Annotated in this window: 25 protein-coding genes; 18 read left to right on the forward strand and 7 right to left on the reverse strand. The window is 71.9% G+C overall.

The window, feature by feature from the left end:
• Nucleotides 1–19 precede the first annotated feature (19 nt).
• From F603_RS0128630 to F603_RS0128650, 5 genes are read left to right on the forward strand one after another with little or no spacing between them, the layout of a single operon-like run.
• Nucleotides 20–1240, forward strand: a complete 1221-nt coding sequence (locus F603_RS0128630; protein ID WP_019549364.1) for a cytochrome P450 — start codon at nucleotides 20–22, stop codon at nucleotides 1238–1240.
• The gene (locus F603_RS33160) at nucleotides 1237–1926 is read left to right on the forward strand and encodes a TetR/AcrR family transcriptional regulator (RefSeq protein ID WP_019549365.1); all 690 of its coding nucleotides are present in this window, start codon (nucleotides 1237–1239) and stop codon (nucleotides 1924–1926) included. Before F603_RS0128630 ends, F603_RS33160 begins: the two co-directional genes overlap by 4 nt.
• Nucleotides 1910–2110, forward strand: coding sequence for a ferredoxin (locus F603_RS0128640; protein WP_019549366.1), 201 nt, complete (start codon nucleotides 1910–1912; stop codon nucleotides 2108–2110). The genes F603_RS33160 and F603_RS0128640 overlap by 17 nt, the downstream gene beginning before the upstream one ends.
• On the forward strand, nucleotides 2107–3282 hold the full coding sequence (locus F603_RS0128645) for an NAD(P)/FAD-dependent oxidoreductase (protein WP_019549367.1): 1176 nt from the start codon (nucleotides 2107–2109) through the stop codon (nucleotides 3280–3282). Before F603_RS0128640 ends, F603_RS0128645 begins: the two co-directional genes overlap by 4 nt.
• A gap of 50 nt (nucleotides 3283–3332) precedes the next feature.
• A complete protein-coding gene (locus F603_RS0128650) occupies nucleotides 3333–4559 on the forward strand; it encodes a cytochrome P450 (protein ID WP_019549368.1) in 1227 nt (408 codons plus the stop codon).
• A gap of 46 nt (nucleotides 4560–4605) precedes the next feature.
• On the opposite strand, the gene F603_RS0128655 is transcribed toward F603_RS0128650, so the two are convergent.
• Nucleotides 4606–5064, reverse strand: coding sequence for a MarR family winged helix-turn-helix transcriptional regulator (locus F603_RS0128655; RefSeq protein ID WP_019549369.1), 459 nt, complete (start codon nucleotides 5062–5064; stop codon nucleotides 4606–4608).
• 320 nt (nucleotides 5065–5384) lie between these two features.
• Between F603_RS0128655 and F603_RS0128665 the strand changes: the two genes are divergently transcribed.
• Entirely contained in the window at nucleotides 5385–6599 is a 1215-nt protein-coding gene (locus F603_RS0128665; RefSeq protein ID WP_019549370.1) for a cytochrome P450, read from the forward strand.
• A 31-nt stretch (nucleotides 6600–6630) separates the two neighbouring features.
• A complete protein-coding gene (locus tag F603_RS0128670; RefSeq protein WP_019549371.1) occupies nucleotides 6631–6831 on the forward strand; it encodes a ferredoxin in 201 nt (66 codons plus the stop codon).
• Between the two features lie 336 nt (nucleotides 6832–7167).
• On the opposite strand, the gene F603_RS0128675 is transcribed toward F603_RS0128670, so the two are convergent.
• Nucleotides 7168–7389, reverse strand: coding sequence for a DUF397 domain-containing protein (locus tag F603_RS0128675; RefSeq protein ID WP_019549372.1), 222 nt, complete (start codon nucleotides 7387–7389; stop codon nucleotides 7168–7170).
• Nucleotides 7390–8253, reverse strand: a complete 864-nt coding sequence (locus tag F603_RS0128680; RefSeq protein ID WP_245600928.1) for a helix-turn-helix domain-containing protein — start codon at nucleotides 8251–8253, stop codon at nucleotides 7390–7392.
• Between the two features lie 244 nt (nucleotides 8254–8497).
• On the opposite strand from F603_RS0128680, the gene F603_RS0128685 reads away from it, so the two are divergent.
• The 6 genes from F603_RS0128685 to F603_RS0128715 all read left to right on the forward strand — a co-directional run bounded on the left by F603_RS0128685 (nucleotide 8498) and on the right by F603_RS0128715 (nucleotide 13025).
• Complete coding sequence (locus F603_RS0128685; RefSeq protein WP_019549374.1) at nucleotides 8498–8737, forward strand: DUF7848 domain-containing protein; 240 nt, start codon at nucleotides 8498–8500, stop codon at nucleotides 8735–8737.
• Nucleotides 8738–8990: 253 nt separating this feature from the next.
• Nucleotides 8991–9212, forward strand: coding sequence for a hypothetical protein (locus F603_RS0128695; protein ID WP_019549376.1), 222 nt, complete (start codon nucleotides 8991–8993; stop codon nucleotides 9210–9212).
• 107 nt (nucleotides 9213–9319) lie between these two features.
• Nucleotides 9320–9583, forward strand: coding sequence for a putative ATP-grasp-modified RiPP (gene tgmA / locus F603_RS0128700; protein ID WP_019549377.1), 264 nt, complete (start codon nucleotides 9320–9322; stop codon nucleotides 9581–9583).
• 30 nt (nucleotides 9584–9613) lie between these two features.
• Nucleotides 9614–10579: an ATP-grasp ribosomal peptide maturase gene (gene tgmB, locus F603_RS0128705; RefSeq protein ID WP_019549378.1), complete on the forward strand. Its 966-nt coding sequence runs from the start codon at nucleotides 9614–9616 to the stop codon at nucleotides 10577–10579.
• Nucleotides 10576–11694: a methyltransferase domain-containing protein gene (locus F603_RS0128710; RefSeq protein ID WP_019549379.1), complete on the forward strand. Its 1119-nt coding sequence runs from the start codon at nucleotides 10576–10578 to the stop codon at nucleotides 11692–11694. The genes tgmB and F603_RS0128710 overlap by 4 nt, the downstream gene beginning before the upstream one ends.
• A 197-nt stretch (nucleotides 11695–11891) precedes the next feature.
• Entirely contained in the window at nucleotides 11892–13025 is a 1134-nt protein-coding gene (locus tag F603_RS0128715) for an NAD-dependent formate dehydrogenase (RefSeq protein WP_019549380.1), read from the forward strand.
• A 148-nt stretch (nucleotides 13026–13173) separates the two neighbouring features.
• Here the strand turns inward: F603_RS0128715 and F603_RS0128720 are convergent, their stop codons facing one another.
• Entirely contained in the window at nucleotides 13174–13713 is a 540-nt protein-coding gene (locus tag F603_RS0128720) for a TetR/AcrR family transcriptional regulator (RefSeq protein ID WP_019549381.1), read from the reverse strand.
• A gap of 8 nt (nucleotides 13714–13721) precedes the next feature.
• Complete coding sequence (locus F603_RS0128725) at nucleotides 13722–14255, reverse strand: sugar O-acetyltransferase (protein WP_019549382.1); 534 nt, start codon at nucleotides 14253–14255, stop codon at nucleotides 13722–13724.
• A gap of 140 nt (nucleotides 14256–14395) precedes the next feature.
• Between F603_RS0128725 and F603_RS0128730 the strand changes: the two genes are divergently transcribed.
• Entirely contained in the window at nucleotides 14396–15646 is a 1251-nt protein-coding gene (locus tag F603_RS0128730) for an MFS transporter (protein WP_019549383.1), read from the forward strand.
• Between the two features lie 268 nt (nucleotides 15647–15914).
• Nucleotides 15915–16388, forward strand: coding sequence for a DUF6233 domain-containing protein (locus tag F603_RS0128735; protein ID WP_019549384.1), 474 nt, complete (start codon nucleotides 15915–15917; stop codon nucleotides 16386–16388).
• A gap of 116 nt (nucleotides 16389–16504) precedes the next feature.
• On the opposite strand, the gene thiI is transcribed toward F603_RS0128735, so the two are convergent.
• Nucleotides 16505–17845, reverse strand: a complete 1341-nt coding sequence (thiI, locus tag F603_RS0128740; RefSeq protein WP_019549385.1) for a tRNA uracil 4-sulfurtransferase ThiI — start codon at nucleotides 17843–17845, stop codon at nucleotides 16505–16507.
• A gap of 84 nt (nucleotides 17846–17929) precedes the next feature.
• The gene (locus F603_RS0128745; RefSeq protein ID WP_026328801.1) at nucleotides 17930–19336 is read right to left on the reverse strand and encodes an FAD-dependent oxidoreductase; all 1407 of its coding nucleotides are present in this window, start codon (nucleotides 19334–19336) and stop codon (nucleotides 17930–17932) included.
• Nucleotides 19337–19566: 230 nt separating this feature from the next.
• On the opposite strand from F603_RS0128745, the gene F603_RS0128750 reads away from it, so the two are divergent.
• Genes F603_RS0128750 through F603_RS0128760 form a run of 3 tightly spaced genes read left to right on the forward strand, consistent with a single transcriptional unit; the run spans nucleotide 19567 to nucleotide 22210 of the window.
• The gene (locus tag F603_RS0128750) at nucleotides 19567–20403 is read left to right on the forward strand and encodes a CPBP family intramembrane glutamic endopeptidase (RefSeq protein ID WP_026328802.1); all 837 of its coding nucleotides are present in this window, start codon (nucleotides 19567–19569) and stop codon (nucleotides 20401–20403) included.
• A complete protein-coding gene (locus F603_RS0128755) occupies nucleotides 20400–21554 on the forward strand; it encodes a sensor histidine kinase (protein WP_019549388.1) in 1155 nt (384 codons plus the stop codon). The genes F603_RS0128750 and F603_RS0128755 overlap by 4 nt, the downstream gene beginning before the upstream one ends.
• Nucleotides 21551–22210 (forward strand): response regulator, encoded by a 660-nt coding sequence (locus tag F603_RS0128760; RefSeq protein WP_019549389.1) that lies wholly within the window; start codon nucleotides 21551–21553, stop codon nucleotides 22208–22210. Before F603_RS0128755 ends, F603_RS0128760 begins: the two co-directional genes overlap by 4 nt.
• Nucleotides 22211–22216: the final 6 nt, after the last annotated feature.

Genomic DNA, 22216 nt, shown 5'->3' on the forward strand with positions numbered 1-22216 from the left:
CGTCCCCAGGAGGTCCTCCGTGACCGATGCGCAGGCACCCGTCCCCTACCCGCTGAAAGCGCGGACGCCGCTCCAACCGGCCGAGGAGTGGGCGGAGTTGCGGGAGAAGTGCCCCGTCGCACGGGTCGTCCTGCCCAGCGGCGACGAGGCCGCGCTGCTCACCCGGTACGAGGACGTCCGCACGGCGCTCTCCGACCCGCGCTTCAGCCGGGAGGGCCTGGCGCGCCCCGACGCGGCACGCATCGCGGCAGGGGACTCGGAGGGGATCTTCAGCAGCCCCATGGCGAGGACGCTCAACGCCGAAGGGCACGAGCGGTGGCGCCGGATGGTCGGGAAGTGGTTCACGGCGAAGCGCATGACGGCACTGCGCCCGGACATGGAGGCCATGGCCGACCGGCTCGTCGACGGGATGGTGGAGCGGGGCAGCCCGGCGGACATCGTCGCGGACCTCGCCTTCCCGCTGCCCGTCTACGTCATCTGCACGATGCTCGGCGTTCCCGAGGCCGACCGCGACCGGTTCAAGACCTGGTCCGACACCTTCCTCACCATGACGCGCTACACGAAGGACGAAACGGCCGCGGCGCACCGGGAGTTCGCCGCGTACATGGCCGGGCTCGTCGGGGGCAAGCGCGCCGAGCCGGGCGACGACCTGCTCAGCCTCCTGATGAGCGGCGCGGACGGCGAGGGCGAGCCGATGACGGAGGAGGCGCTCGTCGCCACGGGGCAGGCGCTGCTGCTCGCGGGGCACGAGACGACCGCAGGATTCATCGGGCTGATGCTCGCCCACCTGCTCTCCGACCGGAGCCGCTGGGAGCGTCTGCTCGCCGACCCTTCGCTGACGCGGCTCGCGGTGGAGGAGAGCCTCCGATTCGACCCGAACGGCGCCAACTTCGGCATGCTCAGGTACGCCGACGAGGAGGCCGAGCTCGCCGGGGGGACCGTACCGGCGGGGGCGACCGTCGTGTGCAGCATGGCCTCGGCCAACCGGGACGAGGACGCGTGGGAGTACGCGTCGGAGATGGACCTCGGGCGCAGTCCCAACCGGCACCTCACCTTCGGCGCGGGCGCGCACTCCTGCCTGGGGCAGCCGCTCGCGCGCACCGAGATGCAGGCTGTCCTCAGCGTGCTGCTGCGCCGACTGCCCGGTCTCGAACTCGCCGTCGACGCGGCCGAGTTGCGCGCCCACGAGGGGCTGCTCACCGCTCCGCTACGCGAACTCCCCGTCACCTGGCGACGGTGACGCGCGCACGCCGGGACCGTACCGGCGGGACGCGTGAGGCGCTCATGGCGGCCGCCGAGCGGCTCTACGCCGAGCACGGGCTGCTCGCCGTCTCCAACCGCCGGATCGGCGAGGCCGTGGGGCAGCGCAACGTCACGGCGGTCGGCTACCACTTCGGCGGCAGGACCGAGTTGGTGCGCGCGATCATGGCGCGCCACGGTGAGCAGGTCGACCGGCTGCGCGGGAGGTGCCTGGCGGGCGGCCCGCCAGGCGACGACGTCCGGGGCTGGGTCGAGTGCCTCGTGCGGCCGCCGCTGAGGTACCTCGCGTCGCTCGGCGTCCCCTCCTGGAGCGCCAGGTTCGGCGCGCAGGTGATGACGGACCCCGCGCTCGGAAAGCTCGTGGGCGAGGAGGCGTGCGCACGTCCGCACCTGCGGCGCATCCTCGACGGGCTCGGCCGCCGCCTCGACCACCTGCCGCCTCCCGTCCGGGAGAGCCGCGGCACGATGGCGCGCCAACTCGTCACCGCCGTCGGCGCTGAGCAGGAGCGTGCCCTCGCCGAGAACGATCCCCGCGAGTCCTGGGAGGAGACGTCCCAGGGGCTCGTCGACGCCCTCGTCGGCCTGCTGACCGCAGAGGTCACCGAGCCGACGCACACCATCCGCACCCAAGGCAAGGAGACACCTGATCGTGAAGCTCAGCGTTGACGAGGAGAAGTGCTGCGGCGCGGGGCAGTGCGTCCTCATCGCCCCGGACGTCTTCGACCAGCGCGAGGAGGACGGCATCGTCGTCCTCCTCGACCCCGACCCGCCCGCCGAACTCCACGAGGCCGTACGGGAGTCGGCCGAGGTCTGCCCGGCCGCCGCGATCCGCCTCGGCGAGGACGTGTGACGGCGCCGCGGAGCGTGCTCGTGGTGGGCGCCTCGGCGGCCGGTCTCGGCACCGCGGAGGCGCTGCGCCGCAAGGGCTACGCCGGCCGGCTCACCGTGCTGGGCGCCGAGCACCGACTGCCGTACGACCGGCCGCCGTTGTCGAAACAGGTCCTTTCGGGCGCCTGGGAGCCGGAGCGCGCCGGACTGCGCAGCCGGGACGCGCTGGACGCGCTCGACGCCGAGTTCGTCCTCGGGGACGCGGCCGTCTCGCTCGACCCCGCGGCGCGCACCGTGCGCACGGCCGCCGGGCGCACGCTGGGGGCGGAGGCGGTGGTCCTCGCCACCGGGCTCCGGCCGCGCCGGCTGCCGGGCCAGGGCGACTTGGACGGCGTGCACGTCCTGCGCACCCTCGACGACGCGGTGGCGCTGCGCGGTGCGCTCGGGCAGGCTCGGAGAGTCGTCGTGGTCGGCAACGGCGTGCTCGGTGCCGAGGTCGCCGCGACCGCCGCCGCCTCCGGCGCGCACACCAGTCTTGTCGGCCTCCAACCGGCGCCGCTCGCCGAGCAGTTGGGGGAGCGCGTGGGCGGACTCGTCGCACGGCTCCACGCCCGCAACGGAGTGCGCCAGTACCACGGCACGGGCGTCGAGGAACTCGTGCACGAGCAGGCGCGTGCGACCGGGGTGCGGCTGCCTTCGGGCGAGGTGCTCCCCGCCGACGTGGTCGTCGTCGCCGTCGGCTGCACGCCGGCCACCGAATGGCTCGTGACGAGCGGCCTCCGCCTCGACGACGGCGTCGTCTGCGACGCCCGCTGCCGCGCGGCGGACGGCGTCTACGCGGCCGGCGACGCGGCCCGCTGGTACCACGAGGGGCTCGGCGCGCACGTGCGGCTGGAGAACCGCACCAACGCCACGATGCAGGCGGGCGCCGTCGCCGCGAACCTCCTCGGCGGCGACGTCGCCTACGCGCCCGTCCCGTACTTCTGGACCGACCAGTTCGACGTGAAGATCCAGGTCTTCGGCACCCCGCGGCCCGGCGCCGAGGTCGCCCTCGTCGAGGGCGACGAGGAGGGTGGCCGGTTCGTCGCCGTCTACGGCGGCGGGCGCCCGCACGCCGTACTCGGCTGGAACATGGCCAAGCAGGCGCGACAGCACAGCAGAGCACTCTCCACCACGGGCGCCGCCGCGGCCTGACGGCCCCGCACGCACAGACGCACGCCAACCAGACCCCCTAAGGACGCATCTTGACGCTCGCGCCCGACGCGTACGACGACCTCCCCGAGTTCCCCAACCCCCGCGCCGCTTCCTGCCCGTTCGGGGTATCGCCCCCGATGCGCGGCCTCTTCGACCGCGGCCCGCTGATGCGCGTCGCCTCCTGGGGCGCGAGTACCCCGTGGGTGGTGACCCGGCATGCCGAGCAGCGGGCCCTCCTCGCCGATCCGCGGCTCAGCGCCGACTTCTCCCACCCGGGCTTCCCCAGCCCCGTCGACCCCGAGAAGGCGCGGGGCGGGCACTCGGACATGAGCTTCGTCGGCATGGACGATCCCGAACACGCGCGGCTGCGCCGCATGGTGAGCGGGGCGTTCACGGTGAAGCGCGTCCAGGCGATGCGTCCGGCCGTGCAGCGGATGACGGACGAGTTCCTCGACGCCATGCTCGCCGGGCCGAAGCCGGCGGACCTCGTCCAGCAACTCGCGCTGCCCATACCGTCGTTGGTCATCTCGCACCTGCTCGGTGTCCCCTACGAGGACCACGACTTCTTCCAGGCCAACAGCAAGACGATCGTCTCCTCGGTCGCCTCGGCCGAGGCGCGGCAGACGGCGCACGGCAACCTCTCCGGGTACCTCGACGACCTCGTCGGCCGGAAGCTCACCGAGCCGGGCGACGACCTCCTCTCGCAGCTCGCCGAGCGTGTCGGCAAGGGCGAGTTGGCGCGCCGCGAGGCGGCGGCGATGGGCGTGCTGCTGCTCCTCGGCGGCCACGAGACCACCGCCAACATGATCACGCTGGGGACGCTGCTGCTCCTGGAGCACCCCGAGCAGCTCGCCGCCGTGCGGGACACCGAGGACCCGAAGGTCGTGGAGGCGGCCGTCGAGGAGCTGCTCCGCTACCTCTCCATCGTCCATCTCGGGCGCCGGCGCACGGCGTTGGAGGACATCGAGGTCGGCGGCGAGACGATCCGCGCGGGCGAGGGCGTCATCCTCCTCAGCGAGCTCGCCAACCGTGACCCGGCGGTCTTCCCCGAGCCCGACACGCTCGACATCACCCGCAACGCGCGTCCGCATCTCGCGTTCGGAGCCGGCACCCACCACTGTGTCGGTCAGCCGCTCGCCAGGCTGGAGCTCCAGGTCGTCTACCCGACCCTCTTCCGCCGCGTGCCGACGCTGCGCGCCGCGGTGGCGGTCGAGGACATCCCCTTCAAGTACGACGCCGTCATCTACGGGGTCCACAAGCTGCCGGTGACCTGGTAGGGGCTGATTCCCGTACCGCAGCGGTCCGTTGCGGTACGGGCCCGCCTCACCGCGGCCAGCGGCGGCCGGAGAGCTCCTCGATGTCGGTGTTGAACTGCCGCAGGTGCGCGATGAAGCTGCGCAGCCTCTCCTCCGGCCAGTCGGCGACGACCTGCGCGATCCCTGAGGCGATGGCGTCGCGGTCGGCGGCGAGGCGCTCGGCGCCCCTGGGCGTGATGCGGAACTTGCGCGCGATCCCGCCCGCCGGGTCGAGGGTGCGCTCGACGAGCTGGTCCCTGAGGAGGGCGCCGGTCTGGCGGTTGATGGTGGAGGCGGCGAGGCCGAATGCCTGGACCAAGTCGGCTATGGACATGGGGCCTTGGGCCTCCAGCCGGCTCAGCAGCACGTAGGCGCTCCGGTCGAGCGCCTCTTCGCCGCGGAGGCGTCGCGGCGACGACATCTCCTGGTGACGCGTGAGGATCAGCAGCTCACGTTCCAGGTCTTCGCCCGCCTGTCCGGCATCCATCTCCGCCCGCCTCCGGCTCGTGCGTGGGTACGCGATCAGAATACGCCAATGTGCATCATGCCTGAGCTGTGCATGATGCTCTCGTTGTGCATCATGCAATCGTTCCGTACCGTGCGGTCCATGGAGCCTCACGCGGCTGCCCGACGGGGCAACTCCGCACGTACGCACAGCAGTTACCGCCGTCCACCCGACCGTCCGCACCGTGTGGTGCCAACCCGACCGTGACAAGGCGGAGTTGGCCCTCGGGCACTCGGACACCGGGGTGGGGAGCCGTCGTCACGTCCGCCGTGTCCCCGAACGTTCGTACAGGAAGAGGTCGTATGAGCCAGCACGAGCAGACCCTCCGCTACCCGCTGTCCCAGGAGGACGCGCTCGCCGCGCCCGCCGAGTGGGAGCGGCTGCGCAGCGAGTGCCCCGTGGCCGCCGTCGAACTGCCGAGCGGGGACAGGGCCACGCTGCTGACCAGGTACGAGCACGTCAAGCAACTGCTCTCGGACCCCCGGTTCGTCCGCCCGACGTCCGCCGACGGCGCCGCACGGGTCGCGCCCGGCGGCGTGGGCGGAGCGGCGGCGACCGGCGACTCGACCGCCGTGCCCGTCCGCGGCGAGGAGCACCAGAAGTGGCGGCGCATGGTGGGCAAATGGTTCACCGCGCGGCGCATGTCGGCGCTGCGCCCCTCGATAGCGGAGATCGCCGAGACGCTCATCGACGACATGGTCGAACAGGGGGAGCCCGCCGACCTCAAGGCGGCCCTCGGCTTCCCGCTGCCGGTCTACGTCATCTGCGACATGCTCGGGGTGCCCGCCGAGGACCGGGCGCGCTTCTCCCACTGGTCCGACGCGATGCTCAGCCTCACCCGCTTCTCGCAGGACGAAATCGACACGGCGCACCGCGAGTTCGTCTCCTACATGGGGGACCACATCGCCGCGAAGCGGGCCGCGCCGGCCGACGACATCCTCAGCATGCTGATCACGGAGAGCGCCGAGGAGGGCGGGGGGCTCACAGACTCAACGCTGCTGGGCACCGGGATGGGGCTCCTCGTCGCGGGGCACGAGACGACGGCGAACATGATCGGCAAGATGGTCGCCATGCTCCTCGCCGAGCGCGCGCGGTGGGAACGGCTCGTCGCGGACCCCACGCTCGTGCGTACGACCGTGGAGGAGTCGCTGCGCTTCGACGCCAACCTCGGCTTCGGGATGCGCCGTTACGTCAGCGAGGACGTCGAGGTCGGCGGGGAGATGCTGCCCGCAGGGACGACCGCGATATGCAGCATGCAGGCGGCCAACCGGGACGAAACGGTCTTCGCCACCGCCGACGACATGGACCTCGGGCGGAGCCCCAATCCGCACCTGACCTTCGGCGCGGGGCCGCACTCCTGCCTCGGACAAGCCCTCGCCCGCACCGAGCTCCAGGTCACGCTGGAGGTCCTGGTCCGCCGACTGCCGTCGCTCGAACTGGCGGCCCCGGTCTCGGAGTTGCGGCGCGTCGAGGAGATGCTCGTCGGCGGCCTGCGCGAGGTGCCGGTGCGGTGGTGAGCACGAACGGGAGCGAGGAAAGGGGACTCGGATGAAGATCACTGTCGACGAGGAGAAGTGCTGCGGGGCCGGCCAGTGCGTGCTGATCGCCCCCGAGGTCTTCGACCAGCGCGAGGAGGACGGCATCGTCCTCCTGCTGGAAGCGGAGCCGGGGGAGAGCCAGGAGACCGACGTCCGCGAGGCGGCGGCGGTCTGCCCCGCGGGAGCCATCCACCTCGCAGAAGGCGGGTGAGCGCGGGGAGTCGGACACCTCCGCGTCCCTGCCGCGGTCGCCGGTCTCGCCGCGTCCCTCTGGCGGGTGGCCACATGACAATGCCCCCCGCACCGGCGCGATGCCGGGGCGGGGGCTTGTCGTCGTTTCCCCGTGCATGCGGGGCACATACCGGGTCAGGGCGCTTCAAGCTCCCGACGGGCCGTCCCCGCGACGCGGGGGCGGTTAGACGGGAGTCGGTGGCACGACGTCGCGTCTACACGGCATCGCAGGATGGAGGCTCACGAGCAGCGGCTCGCCGCGCTCGAACGCCCCCGCCCCGGCGCAATGCCGGGGCGAGACCTCTACCACCTGCGGTCAGGGCAGCAGGTTCTTCTGTCCCGCCCGAACGCTCTGCGTGAACAGGTCGTAATCCGTACGGGACACGATCAGCACCTGCGCCTCCGGGTCCCCCACATCCTTGGAGTCACGCAGGGCAACGACCCCATCAACGAACGCGACCTCTAGGCAGTTGTTGCCGCCGTCAGAGAGGGCGGACTTGCTCCAGTGAGCGTTCGAGAGGTCGACCTTCTTGTTCATCTAGCATTCCTTGATCAGTTCGTGGATGAAGCGACGAGTCGCCTGCACATCGAGTGCGTCATCCTGGAGGCTCTCGAACGCAGATCGGTACCGGTCTACATCGCCATCGTCCTCCAGGTACACGGACGTTGTCAGCGCCTCTACCACGGCGACCGGCGGCCCCGCGTCGAAGTGTAGAAGACGGAAGGACCCATCAGTACCGGCATGAGCACCCACTGCCGACGGCAACACCTGTATGGCGATGCTGCTTCGCTCCTCCGAGACGTCCAGAAGGTGTTGGAGTTGAGCCCTCATGACGTCTGCTCCTGCCACTGTTCTCCGTAGAGCCGCCTCGTCAAGGATGACGCAGAAGTCGAGCGGGTTGTCGCGGAACAGGGCGCTCTGTCGCGCCATCCGCAAGTCCACGAACCGGTCAACTTCCCGTTTCGTGGACCAAGCTTGGCTGCGCTCCACGATCGACGCCGCGTACTCCCTGGTCTGGAGCAAACCGGGCACGATCTGGGCCAGGTAGGTCTCTGCCTTTGAGGCCATTCCCTCAAGGGCCAAGTACTCCTCGAACCCGTGAGTCTGGATGGCTTCCTTGTACTCATCGATCAGTGTCGTCCGCCGGCTCGACGCCGCGAGCGTGGCCATGGCCTTCATCCTGGCCCTGGTCCGCTCGTCCTCCACGCCGTAGACCTGAAGGAACGCAGTTAGCCCGAGCCCTGACACTCGCTGCTTGCCGTTCTCAATCTTGCTGAGCGGTGGCTTCCCGCTCAGCCCGAGGCGTTCGGCCGCCTCTTCCATGTTCAGTCCGGAGCGCAGACGCAGCGACCTCAGCGCCGAGCCGAGCCTCCTGCGATGCACGTTGGGTCTGGCTTCCACCACAAGCTCACCTCCCGGTCGCGCAGCGTACCGTGACCCCCGTCGGCATATGCCAGTTTCGACAATAGCAACGTTTCTGGTGCCACTTCGTCTTGTGCGAAACGTTTCTAATGGCCCATCGTTGTCTTTGTGAGCAACAACTGCCGTTGGTCAATGGATAGTTGCTCTCCTGCGCTGATGGCTCCTCAGGTGCAGAGTCACGGTGACAGCAGGAGAGAATCCCCAGCCTGCAAGGTGATGCAGCATGCCCAACTCCACGTACCGACTGCGCCGATACGCCATAGTCCGTGACGAGGAACCGGACGCCGAACGGCACTCGTACGCGATGCAGTGCGCCGTCTGTTCCGAGACCGGCCCACCGGGCCCCGATGCCGCCGTGGCGCACGACTGGGTCCCCGCCCATCTCCGCGCGCACCCCGAGCACTTGACGTACCGCGAACACATCACACGCGCCTACCGCGCGATCCCCGGGGACTGGCTGTGAACCGGGCCGCGCGCGCCGCGAGCCGCCGCATCGGAGCCTGCGCAGGCCCCCTCTACCTCTCCGCCATCGCCAGTGGAATCGGCTTCGTGCTGTATGCCGCCTGGCTCATCCGCCCGGGAGCCTGACGTGCCCGAAACCCCCAAGCCGCCGCCGGAGCCGAAGGCTCCGCCGTGCCGGCACAACGGTGCGCTCACGTCCGACGGCAAGCGGTGCGCGCAGTGCGGGTGCCGTCTCTACCTCTAGGAACCCCGCCATGATCCGCACCGGCTGGTACGAACTCCCCGGCGGCCTCGGCCCGTTCGACCTCAAACGCGGCGACCGCGTCCTGCACGGCGGCCGTTGGGCCACCATCGTCGACCTCTACTCCCCCGGCAGCTCGGGCCGAGGCCGCGTCCTCCACCTCGACGACGGCCGCTACTACCTGCTGCGTCCCGGCGAGCGGCTGCCCTGCGGCCGCCGAGCCGGCCACGGCTGAAGACTCCGCTCGGGCCCGGTGACGACCCCACCCCGGGCCCGAGCGGACACCACCCCGCCCGTCAGAGGGGCGGACGGGAAATGAGTCCAACGGTGAAGGGAAACCGCATGACAGCACAGACCATCGAAGCGACGTCGCCGGAAGCACAGCCGCTCCGGCCGTTCGGCCTCACCAAGGCCGTACCGGTCACCGCGCCCGACACCGCGACGACGGCGCCCGTCCTCACGCTCTGCCCTGAGCGGCAGATCAGCGTCACCGAGGACGGCATCCCGTTCATACACGAGCCCTCCATGGCGTCCGAGTTCATGACCAAGCAGCAGACCCGCGAAGACAGCCAACTCGACGAGAGCACCGACAACGACAAGGACTGACCACTACACCTGTAAGGGAGTGATCACCCAATGACGGTCCTGGTGCTGACTCGCGCGTCCGACGCGACGTCCGACCTCGTCATCTCGGAGCTGTCCGACCGAGGGGTGCCCGTACACCGGCTCGATCACAGCGACTTCCCCGACCGCCTCACCGTGGGCGCACACATCGACCCCGAGGCGCGCGGCTGGTCGGGCATCGTGCGCGGTCAGCACCGGGACCTGTCACTCGATGAGGTCCGCGCCGTCTACTACCGGCGCCCCTCCCCGCCCCGAACGCATCCCGACTTGACCGAGGCAGACGCCCGGTGGGCCGCGTCCGAAGCGCGCGCAGGGTTCGGCGGCCTGCTCGCCGCGCTCGACTGCCTGTGGGTGAACCACCCCAGCCGCAACGCACATGCCGAGATCAAGCCCGTTGCTCTGGCCGCCGCCCGCCGCTGCGGCCTGGACGTACCCCGCACCCTCATCACCAACGATCCTGCCGACGCACGCGAGTTCGTCGATTCGCTTCCCGGCAGGGTCGCCGCGTACAAGGGGCTCGGACCCGGCGGTCCCCTCGGTGACGACGCCGACGCGCACGCACTGTGGACTACGCAGGTACGGGCCGACGAGATCAACGACACGGTGAGCCTCACAGCTCACCAGTTCCAACAGTGGATACCCAAAGCCTACGAAGTACGGTTGACCGCCGTCGGCCGCCAGCTCTTCGCGGCGGAAATCCATGCAGGATCAGACGCCGCCCGCGTGGACTTCCGCACGGACTACGACAGCCTCACCTACCGCCCGTGCGACGTCCCCGGATCGATCGCCGCCGGAATGAACGCTCTACTCGACGACCTTCAACTCCGCTACGCCGCGTGCGACTTCCTCGTTAGCCAGGATGACGGGCGCTGGTACCTCGTCGACGTCAACCCGAACGGCCAGTGGGCTTTCATACCCGAACTCCGCGCCCCCATCACGCACGCACTCGCCGCTCTCCTCGGAGGACACCGCCCATGACCACTACCGCCACCTCGGCCGAAGAGTTGCGCCACCGCATGGTCGAACAACTCGCCCGCGAAGGCGCGTTGCACTCCTCCGAGTGGCGCGCAGCCTTCGACGCCGTACCTCGCGAGCGGTTCGTACACGGCTTCACCCGCCGCACCGAGCGCGGACTCGTCACCTACGATCAGGACGACCCCGGCTACCTCGAAGCCGTGTACGCGGACGATTCGCTGAACACGCAGTACGACGAGCACGGCACCGCCACGAGTTCATCAAGCCAACCGACAGTGATGGCACACATGGTGGAAGCCCTCGCACCGGCCAGCGACACCCTTCCCGTGCTCGACCTCGGCACCGGGCCCGGGTACAACGCGGCCCTGCTCAGCCACCGCTACGGAAGCGCCCGCGTCGTCTCCCGCGATGTCGATCCCGCGCTCGTCAGCGCCGCAGACGATCACCTCGCCGCTGCCGGATACGCGCCGACTCTCAGCGTGGGCGACGGCGCCGAAGGGTGCCCGGACCACGCCCCCTACGGCGCGCTGATCGCCACCTACGGGACCGGACGCATCCCCGACGCGTGGCGCGCCCAAGTCGCCCGCGGCGGCAACATCGTCGCCGCCCTCGGATACGGCCTGATCTCCCTCACGATCGGCGAACACGCCCGCGCCACCGGCCACTTCCTCCCCATCCTCGCGGCCTTCATGAAGGCCCGTACCGGCCCGGACGTCGCCCCGACCCCCGCGCGTGGTTACGCCGGAACGCTCGCCACCGCGGAGGGGCACACGCGCGAGATCGAACTCCCCGCCAAACCCGACGAGAGGATGCCCAGCTTTCTCGGCTCCCTGGCACACCCCGACGTCCTCGACCTGTCCATGCTCATCGAGGGGCAGACGAGGTACGGCCTCATCCACCCCAACACCCGCTCATGGGCCCGCATCACCCCCAACACAGACGGCACGGCACGCCTCGACCACGGCGGCCCCCGCAACCTATGGACGGAACGCGCCCCGCTACTCGAAGCGTGGCGCGCGGCAGGCGGGCCGAACGCCGACGCCTACCGCCTCACCGTCCACCCGGACGGCACCCACGAACTCCACCTCGGCGAACAGACATGGCCGCTCCCGTCGTAACCGCCACCCCACGCAAGACTCAACGTAGACCGGGCGGCCCCAGAACGCTCATGTGACCGCTCCCCGTTGGCGGTCACAGGGGCTTCGCCAGGCGTGTCCCAACCCACCGCCGTAGGCGCCGCCGGGACGATTTCGCCCCCGCCGAGCGAGCACGGTAAGTATCCGACCGGAGCCACGCCACACTTCCGTTCCCACGTGTGGCACCGCCCTCCTCGGGCACCCGGGGCGGTGGACGGCTGCGTACGCACGGCTCGGCGCTGTCGCGCAGCCGCCTGACGCCGGTAGTCGAGCAGTCTGTCGAGGGCGACATGAAGATCGTGGCTCTGCTGTACCCGGAAGAACCGCACGCCCGCACCGACTCGGGGGTGCTCGCCAGCGCGGAGCGCGTACTGGACCTGCGCGACTGGTTGGAGCGCGAAGGCCACACCGTCGTGGGGACCACCGACACGGGCGAGGGGCTCGACGAGGAGCTGGCCGACGCCGATGTGCTGATCACGACGCCGTTCTGGCCCGCTTACATGGACGACGCACGGTTCGCCGAGGCGCCGCAGCTCAAGCTGGTGATCACCGCGGGGATCGGCTCGGACCACATCGACCGCGACGCGGCGAAGCGTCACGGGGTCTCCGTCGCGGAGGTGACGGGGAGCAACGTGGTGAGCGTCGCTGAGCACAACGTCATGCAGATCCTTCTGCTGGTGCGGGACTTCCTCCCGGGACACCGGCAGGTGGAGGAGGGGCGCTGGGACGTCGCCGACGCGGTGCGGTCCTCGCACGACCTGGAGGGCAAGACCGTCGGCCTCGTCGGGCTCGGCGCCATCGGAGGCCGAACCGCCCTGCGGCTCAAGGGTTTCGACGTCCGCATGCTCTACCACACGCGCCACCGGCGCTCCCCCGCCGAAGAGGAGACGCTCGGCGTGAAGTACGCGCGCCTCGACGACCTCGTCGCCGAGTCCGACGTCGTCTGCCTTGCGCTGCCGCTCAGTTCGGAGAGCCGGAGCCTCTTCGGCCGGGAGCGGATCGCGGCGATGAAGCCGGGCAGTTGGCTCGTCAACACCGCGCGGGGTGCGCTCGTCGACACCGACGCGCTCGTGGAGGCGCTGGAGAGCGGGCACCTCGCCGGCTACGCGGGCGACACCTGGTATCCGCAGCCCGCGCCGGTCGACCATCCCTGGCGGACGATGCCGCGGCAGGCGATGACGATCCACACCTCCGGGATGAGCCTGGAGGCACAGGAGCGGATCGCGGCCGGCGTCCGGGAGATCCTCGGCGCCTACCTCGCCGGCGACCCGCTGCCGGAGGACTACCTGCTCACGGACGGTTCCGGCGGGTGACGAGCCCGCCCGTCCGTCGCCTTGCCGCGGGTCCGCGCCGCTCCCGTCGGGAGGCCGGGGGCAAGCGCCAGCGGGCGTCGAGGGGTCACGGCGGACCCGGGCCGGAAGCGCCCAACGGGCTCCGGGTCCCGGGAACGGGGCGCCGGCCTCAACCAGTGAGCCGCCGGACCGCCTCCAGGGTCAGCTCGCGCGTGTGCGGTTCTGTGTCCAGGGCGCGGTGGATCGACAAGCCCTCGATGAGCGCGTCGAGTTGGCGTGCCGTTGCGGGGTCGAAATGCCGCTCGAGCGAGGTGCGGCTGCGCTGCATCCAGGCGCGGGTCAGCTCGCGGTAGACGGGTTCGCGTGCGGCGAGGGTGTAGAGCTCGTGGGTGAGGACGAGTTCGCGTCTGCTGGCGTCGGAGAGGCGGTGGACGAGATCGGCCACGGCCTCCCGCGCCTCGGCCGGCGTCGCGGCCGCATCGAGGTACTCCTCGAAGACCTCCGAAATCCCCTGCGCGAAGCGGCCGAACGCCTCGCGGAGCAGCTCCTCCCTGCTGGCGAAGTGGTAGGTCATCGAGCCGAGCGGCACCCCTGCCCGCGCCGCCACCTTGCGGTGCGAGGTGCCTGCGACCCCGGACTCGGCGATGAGGTCGAGCGCCGCACCGATGATGCGGTCCCTGCGCTCCGGGTCGTTGCGTCCGGTGGCCACGGCGCCTCCTAGAGGGAGCGAACCACCCGCGCGGGGTTGCCGACGGCGAGGACGTCGGCCGCCACGTCCTTGGTGACGACGGAGCCGGCGCCGATGACGGAGTTCTCCCCGATCGTCACCCCTGGCAGCACGATCGCGCCACCGCCGAGCCACACGTTGTCCCCGATCACGATCGGCTGCGCCGCCTCCCACTTCTCACGCCGCGGCTTCGGCTCCAACGGGTGCGTGGGGGTGAGGAGTTGGACGTTCGGGCCGATCTGGCAGTCCCGGCCGACGGTGATCGGCGCGACGTCGAGCGCCGTCAGGTTGCAGTTGGCGAAGGTGCCCGCGCCGACGGTGAGGTGCGTGCCGTAGTCCACGTAGAGCGGCGGCCTGATGTGCGCGTCCTCGCCCAGCTCGCCGAGGAGTTCGGCGAGGATCGGCCGCGCAGCGGCGGGGTCCCGCACGAACTCCCGCTCGTACTCGGCCGCGAGGCGGACCGCGCGGCGCTGAGCCTTCTCGATCTCCGGGTCGTCCGCGATGTAGAGGTCGCCCGCGAGCATGCGTTCGTGCTGGGTACGGGGGTCTGCCTGGGAACCGTTCGTCACGCGTACGATCGTACACACGAGGCGTACGACCGTACGCCTCGACGCGCGGCGCGTCTCCGTCGCTCCAACACCCGATCCCGAGAGGGAGGTTGCGCATGAACGGCAGAGGCGAGTCGCTCGACCACGGCGCCGCGCTGCGCAGACGGCGGACGGCCCTCCACGTGCTGATGCTCGCCACGGGTATCGGGATGGCCTCGTGGGTCGCGCGCACGCCCGCGGTGCGGGACGCGCTCGACGTCACCACGGGCGGTATGGGCCTCGTCCTCTTCGGGCTCTCCTGCGGTTCGATGGCCGGCGTCCTCGTCTCCAGCGGACTGGTGCGCCGCTACGGCGCGAAGCCCGTCATATGCGCCGGCGCGGCCTTCCTCGCGGCGGGCCCCGCCACCATCGCCGCCGGCTCGACGGCGGCCTCGCCGCCCGCGGTCTTCGTCGGCCTCGCGCTCTTCGGAGCCGGGATGGGGCTCACCGAGATCGCCTTCAACATCGAAGGGGCCGCGCTCGAAGGGGAGATGGGGCGCCCCGTGCTCCCTGTCCTGCACGGCTGCTTCAGCCTCGGCACCGTCCTCGGGGCGCTGGGCGGCATGGCGCTCACCGCGATCGCCTTCCCCGTCGGTCTGCACCTGACCGCCGTGGCCCTGGTGGTCGCCTGCGGTTCCCTCTGGGCGGTGCGCCACCTCCCCGCCGGTACCGGACGCGCGCCCGCCACCGGGCGCCGCAAGGGCGAGGGCCTGCGGGTGCAGCTCCAGGTGTGGCGGGACGGCCGGCTCGTCCTCATCGGGCTCGTCGTCCTCGCGATGGCCTTCGCCGAGGGCAGCGCCAACGACTGGCTCCCGCTGCTGATGGTCGACGGCCACGGGGTGAGCGCCACGGCCGGGTCCCTCACCTTCACGGCGTTCGCCGCGGCCATGACGGCCGGACGGTTCGCGGGCGGGCCGCTGTTGGCGCGGTTCGGACGCGTCGCCGTGGTCCGCGCCAGCGCGCTGACGGCGTCGGTGGGGCTCGCGCTCGTCGTCTTCTCTCCGGTCCCGCTCGTCGCCGGGGCCGCCGTGGTGCTCTGGGGGCTCGGCACCTCGCTCGGGTTCCCCGTCGCGATCTCGGCGGCGGGCGACGGCGGCGGCGAGGAGGCGGCGCGCGTCGGCGCCGTCGCCACCACCGGGTACTTCGCCTTCCTCGTCGGGCCGCCCTCGCTCGGCTTCCTCGCCGACCACGTCGGGCTCCGGCTGACGATGCTCGTCATCCTCGCGATGCTCCTCGCCGCCTCCTTCCTCTCCCGCGCGCTCCGTCCGGCGGCCCGGGCCGGGGCCGCGGCGACCGGTGGGCGCGTCGACGAGGAGTGCGCGCGCTGACCCTGCTCCGGGGTGACCGTCCGCGCCTTCAGGCCGACGTTGCGCTGGTGTTCGTGGCGTCGCGTTCCGCGCGCGCGGAGTGGTCGCCCGTCGCCGAGGTTCTGGACGTTCCCGTCCACGGCGGACGTCGGGAGGTCGGATGGCGGCGTGGCGTATCGGTCGCGCAGACAGCGGGGTTGACCGGTGGGGGAGTGGCCCCGGGGCGCGGATGCGCGGTGCCGCGGGAGCCCCTCGTCTATCGTTCAGGCGTTCTAATTACGATGGCGGCATGGAGAGCGAGTGGTACGAGCGGGCGGGGCCGTGGGCCCGGTGCGTACTGCCCGACAGCCAGGAGCTCGACGTCGTGGTGACGGCCCGCACCCGTGCGCCCGACGGCCGCTGGTGGTACGAGTGCGAGGCGATCCTGCCCGCGCGCCACGACACCTGCGAGGGCAGCCGGGCGGCGGCGCAGCCGACCGCCTTCACGGCACCCGCGGAGACGCTCACCCCGATCCCCGGCGAGGACTACACCGCGCTCCCCACCGAAGGCGCGGTCGCCGGACGACAGTGGCTCCTCCAACGGCTCAGGCAGCACCACGACCACCTCCCCTCGCACCGGCTGCACCGCCGCGACTGCTGGCAGGCCGACCCGGCCGCCACCCCCGTCACCACGGCGACAGCCCACCGCCTGGCACGCGACCCGCACACCGAACCGTGCGAGGTCTGCCGCCCGGACCGGCCGCTGCTCGGGCAACTACCGTGAGGAGGCGGGCAAGCAGTAGGAAAAAGAGGGTGCTTCCCGCAGGGGCGGGGGTGTTCCGGAGCCGGTGGAGCGCGGAGTTGGGGTCGGTCCGTGCTTCCCGCGCGGGAAGCACTTGATCACGACGTAGCGGCCGGAGACGTGGAAGTGACCCCCGTGCTCTGCCCCGAGCGAGCCCCCTCGACCGTCGGCGCACCCGGCGCCCCCGGACTGAGGCACTGCGCCCCCGCGAGCAGCTCCTCGACCACCTCGTCCAACTCCAACCGCCGCTCCACCCGTTGGAGCTCGCCGGCGTGGGCCTTGGTGGTCACCCGGGGCGGAGCGAGGAGGCTGCAGCAGTCCTCGTCGGGGAGGACGGAGATCTGTGCGGTGCCGATCGCGGTCGCCTCGTTGATGATCTCCTGCTTCTCCCAGCCCAGCAGGGGGCGGAGCACGGGGAGCGTGGCGGCCTCGTCGACGGCGGCGAGGTTGGCGACCGTCTGGCTCGCCACCTGGCCGAGGCTGTCTCCCGTGACCAGTGCGTCGGCGCCGAGGTCGCGCGCGAGGGCGGAGGCGGCGCGCACCATCAGTCTGCGCTGTGCGACGACTTGGACGCGCCCCGCGCCGGCGATCGCCAACTGCTTCTGCGCGCGGCCCATCGGGACGGCGTGGAGGCGGGCGGCCGGCTGGTAGGCGTTGAGTTCGCGGGCGAGCGCGTACGCCTTGTACGCGGAGGAAGGGTCGGTGTAGGGAGCGCCCGTGAAGTGGACGAAGTCGCAGCGGAGGCCGCGGCGCATGGCGCGGTGTGCGGCGACGGGCGAGTCGTACCCGCCGGAGAGGAGCGCGAGCGCGCGGCCGCTCGTGCCGACCGGCAGCCCCTCGAGCCCGCGCAACCGGCGCCAGCTCAGGTAGCTCTCCCCGCGCTCGACCTCCACGCGCAGCTCGACGTCGGGAGAGGAGAGGTCGACGGGGAGGCCCAACTCCCCCTGCACCCGCGCGCCGACGGCGGCGGCGAGCTGCGTCGAGGTGAGCGGGAAGGCGCGGTCCCTGCGCTTGGCGCGGACCGCGAAGCTGAACCGGCCGCGCTCGGCCCGCAGGACACCGAGCACTTCGGCGGCGGCCGCCTCGATCTCCTCCTGCCCTCCGGCGATCCGCAGCGCGGGCTGCACCACGCCGAAGCCGACGACCCGCCGCACCGCGGCGAGGAGTACGTCACCCGGCACCTCTCCGCCGACGAAGGTGACACTGCGGCCCTTCCTGATCCACGTCCGACCGTCGAGCCGGTCGAGCGCGGTGCGGAGGTTGGCGAGCAGCCGCTCCTCGAAGAGGGCGCGGTTGCGGCCCCTGAGGAAGACCTCGCCGTGCTTGAGCAGCACGCAGGGGCGCTCCCAGACCCAGGGCAGCGAGGCCGTCCCCGGCGCGCCGCCGGGCGACCCCGCGTTCGCCGCGCGCGGGTCCTGGACGCTCCGTCGTGCGGGCACGGGACCCTCCTTCACCTCTCGTCGCGGGCGACCGGGACGCCCGCCCGCCGTCGGCGACGGTACCCCGCTGCCCCGCTCGGCCCGCTACGGGGCGACCGGTGCCGCGTCCTCGGGCGCGAGCGGCGGCTCCGAAGGGCCCTCGCGTACCCGGTCGAAGAGTGCGGCCCGCAGGACGGCGGGGGCGAAGAGCGCGGTGAGGGGCTTGTCGAGGGCGAGCACGCCGCGGAAGGCAGCGCCGACGACGGGGTCGGCCTTCGAGCGGTCCTGGACGCGCTGGAGGTACCAGCCGGCGAGGCGGTCGGCCGCCGTGGAGCCGAGCGCGTTGCCCGTCGCGCCCGGCATCGCCTTGTCGGCACCTGCGCAGATCGTCCACGCCTGCGTGGAGGCGGCGAGGAGCGCCCGCTGTACGCGGCGCGTCGACGGCGTGCGCCGCGGGTGCGCGAGCGCGTCGCGCAGGGCGACGGCGCAGAACGCGGCGACGGACATCCCCTGCCCGTAGATCGGGTTGAAGGTGCACAGCGCGTCCCCGACGGCGAGGAACCCGGCCGGACGCCGTCCCGGAAGGTCGTACCTGCGGCGGACGTTGGCGGTGTTGCGGAAGCCGTAGACCGGCGAGAGCGGCTCGGCCCCGGCGAGCCACTCGGCGAGCACCGGGTGCGGCAGCCGGCGCGCGTACTTCTCGAACTCGTCCTCGTCGACGGGCGGTTGGTCGTCCCGCAGCCCGGAGAAGGTCACCAGGTGGCGCCCGTCCTCGATCGGCATGATCACACCGCCGTACGGCTGGGTGCCGTCGGGGACGAGGTAGTAGCCGAGGCAGTCGGCGACGTCGTCCGCCGAGCGGTGGCGGTAGATGCGCGTCGCGTAGGCGAGGCCGGTGTCGATCACGTCCTCGTGCGGCGGCTCGGCGCCGAGCGTGGCCATCCACGCGGCGGCCTTCGAGCCGCGCCCCGAGGCGTCGACGACGAGGTCGGCAGCGAGCGCCCTCGTCTCCCGCCGCGCGGAGGAGCCGCGCCGACGCAGCAGGACGCCGCGGACCCGCGCGGTGTCCCCTTCCAGGCCCACCGCCTCGGTGCTCTCCAGGAGTTCGATGCGGGGATCGGCCAACACCCTTGTACGCACCAGCCGTTCGAGGCGCGGACGGTGCCCGGTGAAGTAGGAGGAGGTGTTGGCGCTCCGCCGGAGCCAGCCGCCTCCCTGCCATTGCAGCACGTCGCGCGGGATGCCCACCCGGGGCGAGCCCTGCTCCTCCAACTCCCGTGCCACACCGGGCAGAAGCGATTCGAGCGCCGACTGGCCGCCCTCCAGCAGCACATGGAGGTGCCGGTCCTGCGGGACACCGGCGCGCGGCTCGCCCGCCGCGAGCGGGCGGTCCCGCTCCACGAGCGTCACCCGCTCCGCGTGGTCCGCGAGCACGCGGGCCGCGAGCAGCCCCGCGATGCTGCCGCCGATCACCACCGCATGCCGCTCGGACACTCTCGCCGACGTCTCCATACGCTCCCCTTTGCCGCTTTTCGACTGTCCCCACTATTCCCCTTCGGGAGGCGATGGGTACGGCAACGTGCGAAGTGTCCCTGGATGTCGGACTGTTGGAGGACGCCCGGCACCGTCCCCCGGGCGAGCTACGCGCAAGTGTCCACCGGACGGTGACGATTCCCGACCGGCTGATCCGTAGCGTCCGTGGCACGCGGCGCCCCTGCCGCGGCTCGGATGGAGGAGTACAGGTGAGACTGGTGTGGCAGTTGGCGGCCGTGGTGGCGGTCGCCTTCGTCGGTGGGCAGGGCGTCGCGGCGGTGGAGGGGAACTGGTGGCTCACGCTCGCCCTGGGCCTCCTGACGGCCGTGGTCTCGGTGCTCGTCTACGGGTGGGTGGTGCAGAAGACCGAGCGCCGCACCGTCACGGAGGTGGACCGGGCAGGGGCTTGGCCCGCGCTCGGCCGGGGGACGCTGATCGGCACCGTGATGTTCGGGGCCGTCATGACCAACCTTGCGGCCGCCGGGTACTACGAGGTCGCGGGGATCGGCTCGGTGACGGGCGCTGTGGGTCTGGTCGGCTTCATGGCGGCCGCCGCCGCGACGGAGGAAGTGCTGTTCCGCGGCGTCCTGTTCCGGATCGTCGAGGAGCGCGCGGGCACGTGGATCGCGCTGCTGCTCACCGCCGTCCTCTTCGGCCTCTCGCACCTGCTCAACCCCAACGCCAGCCTGTGGGGCGCCCTTTGCATCGCCGTCGAGGCCGGCGGCATGCTCGCCGCCGCGTACGCGGCCACCCGCAACCTGTGGGTGCCGATCGGCGTCCACTTCGGCTGGAACTTCGCCGCGGGCGCCCTGTTCAGCACCGAGGTCTCGGGGAACGACACCCCGCAGGGACTGCTGGACTCGTCGACCTCGGGCCCCGCACTGCTTACGGGAGGCGACTTCGGCCCCGAGGGCAGCGTGTACTCGGTGCTCTTCGGCGTCCTGGTCACCCTCGCGTTCCTCTGGCTCGCCCACCGTCGCGGCCACCTGGTGCCGCGACGCCGCCGTGCCGCGGACGCCGAGACCTCCATTACGCTCCCCCGGTGATCGATACTCGGCGCGTCCGGCAGACCTGTCGCCGCTTCGGCGTCCCGGCCGTGTGCCTCCTGCTCGGCCTCGCGCTCTTCGCCGTGTCGTTCCTGCCGGGCTTCGAGAGTCACGGAACGGAGCTGGGAGGCGTACCGACGCGTGACTTCGACGTGTTCACGCTCGTGGTCGTCGTCCTGCAATGCGCCCCGCTCGTCTTCTGCCGACGGTGGCCGGCCGTGTGTCTCGCGCTGGTGTCGTTGGGCTTCGTGTGCGACCAACTCCGCGGCTACCACACCGTCGCGGCCACCGCGCTTCCGTTCGCGCTGCTGGGCGCCGGGGCCTACCTGGAGTGGCACCGCCGCGCCGTCGTGCTCGCCCTGTCGGCGGCGTACGTGCCGCTCGTCTTTGCGCTGTGGGAGCTCGGTTCGGGCGAACCGCCGCACGAGTTCGTCACGTTCTACCTGCTGCTCGTCCTCGTCTGGGCCGCGGGCGCGTGGCTGCGCTCCTACCGCGCGACGGAGGCCGAACGTCGTCTCCGCGTCGCCGAGGAGACCCGCGCCGCCGAACGCGCCCGCCTCGCCCGGGAGTTGCACGACGTCGTGACCCACCACGTGACGGCGATGGTCGTGCAGGCCGAGGCGGCCCGATACCTCACCGCCGCACCGGACCGCCTCGACCAGGCCCTCACCGCCGTCACCGACACCGGCCGGCGGGCCGTCACCGACCTGCGGCATCTGCTCGACCTGCTCGACCCCGGCCACGAAGCTGAGGCGAGGACACCGGCGGCCGGCGGACTGAGTACGCTCGTGGAGCAGACGCGCAAGGCCGGGCAGCCGGTGGAGTTCACGGAGGAGGGGGCGCCCGCCGAGTCGACGGGCGGCGCCGACGTCGTCGCCTACCGGGTTGTGCAGGAGGCGCTCACCAACGCGCTCAAGTACGCCCGAGGCAGCCGTACTTGGGTGCAGGTGCGGCACGGCGGAAGGGAGGTCGCGGTGGAGGTCGGCACGGAGGGCGCGGGGTCGCCCGCCGCCTCGCCCGGTGGGAGCGGGCGCGGCCTCGCCGGGCTCCGCGAGCGGGTCGACGTCCTGGGCGGCGACTTCAGCGCGGAACAAGGGGAGGACGACCGCTTCGTCGTGCGGGCGCGGATACCCGCGCGGGGCCCGTCGTGACCGCGCCGACGCGGGTGCTCGTCTGCGACGACCAGGTCCTCGTCCGAACCGGCCTCGTGACGATCATCGACGCCCAGCCCGACCTGGAGGTGGCGGGGGAGTGCGGGGACGGGCGGGCGGCGGTCGATCTCGCCGGGCGGCTCGGCCCCGACGTCGTCGTGATGGACGTGCGGATGCCGGAGCTCGACGGCATCCAGGCGACCCGGCTGCTCGCGGGCGCCGGGGTGCAGCACCCCGTCAAGGTGCTCGTGGTGACGACGTTCAACCTCGACGAGTACGTCTACGAGGCGCTGCGCGCGGGGGCCAGCGGCTTCCTCCTCAAGGACGCGCCGCCGGCCCAACTCCTCCACGGCATCCGGACGGTGGCCACGGGCGCGGCGCTGCTCGACCCCGAGGTGACGCGCCAGCTCGTCGGCAGGTACGCCGCGCGCATCCGCCCGTCGGAGCAAGGATCGCGCGACATCCCGCTCACGCCACGCGAGTTGGAGGTCCTCCGCCTCATCGCGGACGGCCTCTCCAACGGGGAGATCGCCGGGTCCCTCCTGATCAGCCAGGAGACGGTGAAGACGTTCGTCTCCCGCATCCTCACCAAGCTGGAGCTCCGCGACCGCGTCCAGGCCGTCGTCTACGCGTACCGCAGGGGCCTCGTCGTCTGACGCCGC

The organism is Streptomyces sulphureus DSM 40104 (genome assembly GCF_000381025.1).
GTDB lineage: Bacteria > Actinomycetota > Actinomycetes > Streptomycetales > Streptomycetaceae > Streptomyces > Streptomyces sulphureus.

Excerpts from the sequence above, each read along its gene's own strand:
- F603_RS0128735 (WP_019549384.1), top strand. The coding sequence starts at position 15,915 with ATGGAGAGCGAGTGGTACGAGCGGGCGGGGCCGTGGGCCCGGTGCGTA.
- F603_RS0128685 (WP_019549374.1), top strand. The coding sequence starts at position 8,498 with ATGCCCAACTCCACGTACCGACTGCGCCGATACGCCATAGTCCGTGAC.
- F603_RS0128670 (WP_019549371.1), top strand. The coding sequence starts at position 6,631 with ATGAAGATCACTGTCGACGAGGAGAAGTGCTGCGGGGCCGGCCAGTGC.
- F603_RS0128665 (WP_019549370.1), top strand. The coding sequence starts at position 5,385 with ATGAGCCAGCACGAGCAGACCCTCCGCTACCCGCTGTCCCAGGAGGAC.
- F603_RS0128675 (WP_019549372.1), bottom strand. The coding sequence starts at position 7,389 with ATGAACAAGAAGGTCGACCTCTCGAACGCTCACTGGAGCAAGTCCGCC.
- tgmB (WP_019549378.1), top strand. The coding sequence starts at position 9,614 with ATGACGGTCCTGGTGCTGACTCGCGCGTCCGACGCGACGTCCGACCTC.
- F603_RS0128710 (WP_019549379.1), top strand. The coding sequence starts at position 10,576 with ATGACCACTACCGCCACCTCGGCCGAAGAGTTGCGCCACCGCATGGTC.
- F603_RS0128730 (WP_019549383.1), top strand. The coding sequence starts at position 14,396 with ATGAACGGCAGAGGCGAGTCGCTCGACCACGGCGCCGCGCTGCGCAGA.
- F603_RS0128695 (WP_019549376.1), top strand. The coding sequence starts at position 8,991 with ATGATCCGCACCGGCTGGTACGAACTCCCCGGCGGCCTCGGCCCGTTC.
- F603_RS0128655 (WP_019549369.1), bottom strand. The coding sequence starts at position 5,064 with ATGGATGCCGGACAGGCGGGCGAAGACCTGGAACGTGAGCTGCTGATC.
- F603_RS0128725 (WP_019549382.1), bottom strand. The coding sequence starts at position 14,255 with ATGCTCGCGGGCGACCTCTACATCGCGGACGACCCGGAGATCGAGAAG.
- F603_RS0128745 (WP_026328801.1), bottom strand. The coding sequence starts at position 19,336 with ATGGAGACGTCGGCGAGAGTGTCCGAGCGGCATGCGGTGGTGATCGGC.
- tgmA (WP_019549377.1), top strand. The coding sequence starts at position 9,320 with ATGACAGCACAGACCATCGAAGCGACGTCGCCGGAAGCACAGCCGCTC.